Below are 1,416 nucleotides of genomic sequence, written 5' to 3' on the forward strand. Positions count from 1 at the left end.
GGTTGGGGGGCCGGTTTCGGCCGGGTGTTGGTGGGGGGGGGCGTGATTGGGGGGGCGGCGGTGGCGGGGGGGGCTTCGGGGGGGGGGCCCTGCCCCGCCCCCGCGACGACATCAGCGGCGGCGGTGGTGCGGGCCGGGTTCGGTCCGCACCGTGCCGGTGTACGGCCCGCAGGTGCTGGTCAGGCGGAGAAGCCGGCGGCGAGGGCCTTGGCCTTGGCAGCGGCCTGCTCGTGGGCCTGGGCGCGGGAGGCGTCCGACAGGTCGACCAGGTCGGCCATCGCGGGGACGGTGCGGGCCAGGGTCAGTTCGGGCGTGATGACGTCGACCTTGAGGCCGAGCAGGCCGGTCAGCGCCTTCTCCAGGTAGTTGGCCGCGAACTCGAAGTCCTCGCGCGGGGTGCCGGGCGCGTAGGAGCCGCCGCGGCTGGCGACGACGGTGACGGGCTTGCCCGCGACGGAGGAGTTCTCGCCGCCGGTGCGGCCCATGATGATCACGTGGTCCAGCCATGCCTTGAGGCTGGAGGGGATCGTGAAGTTGTACATGGGGGCGCCGATGAGCACCGCGTCCGCGTTCTCCAGCTCCGCGGCCAGCTCGGTGCGCAGGGCGAAAGCGGCCTTCTGTTCGTCCGTGTGGTCGGCCGGGTCGGCGAAGGCGGCCGTGATGCCGGCAGCGGTGAGGTGCGGCAGCGGCTCGGCCGCGAGGTCGCGGTAGACGACCGTGCCCTCGGGGTGCTGCTCCTCCCATGCCTTGCGGAAGGTGGCCGTGACCTCGCGGGAGGCGGAGCCGTGGGGCAGGGCGGAGGAGTCGAGGTGCAGCAGGGTGGCCATGGAGGGCTCCAGAGCTAGGGGCTGAGGTTTCTTACGTAGCTAGTAATAACATAGCCACTTACTTTTCTAAAGCTACGTAGGTCGAGGGCTACCCTGGTGGCATGGCGAATCACGGCGAGCAGGCATGCAGGAAGGCCGACGAGGGCATTGCGCGCGTCTTCCAGCTCTTCGGCAAGCGGTGGACGGGCCTGATCGTCGTCACCCTGATCCCGGGGCCCGTGTACTTCGCCGATCTTCGGCGGGCCATCCCGGGCATCAGCGAGCGCATGCTCTCGGAGCGGCTCACCGAACTCGGCGAGGCCGGCCTGATCCTGCGAGAGGTGGACGCCGGCCCTCCGCTGCGGGTCTCCTACCGGCTGACCGAAGCGGGCAACGCGTTGGAGCCCGCGTTGGCCGAGCTGGGGCGGTGGGCGGCCACGCACCTGAACGGCGGTGCACCCTGCTCCGGTGGGCCGGAGCGGCTCCCGCTCGACGTGGCCGGCGCGGCCGGCGGTGCGTCGGCGGGGTGACCGCCGGGCCGGTCGGCGGGGCGGCGGCGGAGCGGCTCCCCCGCCGTGCGCACCCAGGGCGTCGGGGACCGGCGCGGCGT

General features: G+C 72.9%; 2 protein-coding genes. One reads left to right on the forward strand and one right to left on the reverse strand.

Annotated features, from left to right (window positions below; genetic code table 11):
• Nucleotides 1–179 precede the first annotated feature (179 nt).
• Nucleotides 180–827, reverse strand: a complete 648-nt coding sequence (locus ACFV6I_RS17810) for an FMN-dependent NADH-azoreductase (RefSeq protein ID WP_380426221.1) — start codon at nt 825–827, stop codon at nt 180–182.
• A 101-nt stretch (nt 828–928) separates the two neighbouring features.
• Here ACFV6I_RS17810 and ACFV6I_RS17815 point away from each other — a divergent pair, with 101 nt between their 5' ends.
• Nucleotides 929–1,336, forward strand: a complete 408-nt coding sequence (locus ACFV6I_RS17815; RefSeq protein ID WP_063351805.1) for a helix-turn-helix domain-containing protein — start codon at nt 929–931, stop codon at nt 1,334–1,336.
• Nucleotides 1,337–1,416 lie beyond the last annotated feature (80 nt).

Origin of the sequence: Kitasatospora sp. NPDC059803, from assembly GCF_042732255.1 — a bacterium.
Classification (GTDB): Bacteria; Actinomycetota; Actinomycetes; order Streptomycetales; family Streptomycetaceae; genus Kitasatospora.

What these genes read in the sequence shown, in the direction of transcription:
- ACFV6I_RS17810 (WP_380426221.1), bottom strand. Translation starts at nt 827, where the DNA reads ATGGCCACCCTGCTGCACCTCGACTCCTCCGCCCTGCCCCACGGCTCC.
- ACFV6I_RS17815 (WP_063351805.1), top strand. Translation starts at nt 929, where the DNA reads ATGGCGAATCACGGCGAGCAGGCATGCAGGAAGGCCGACGAGGGCATT.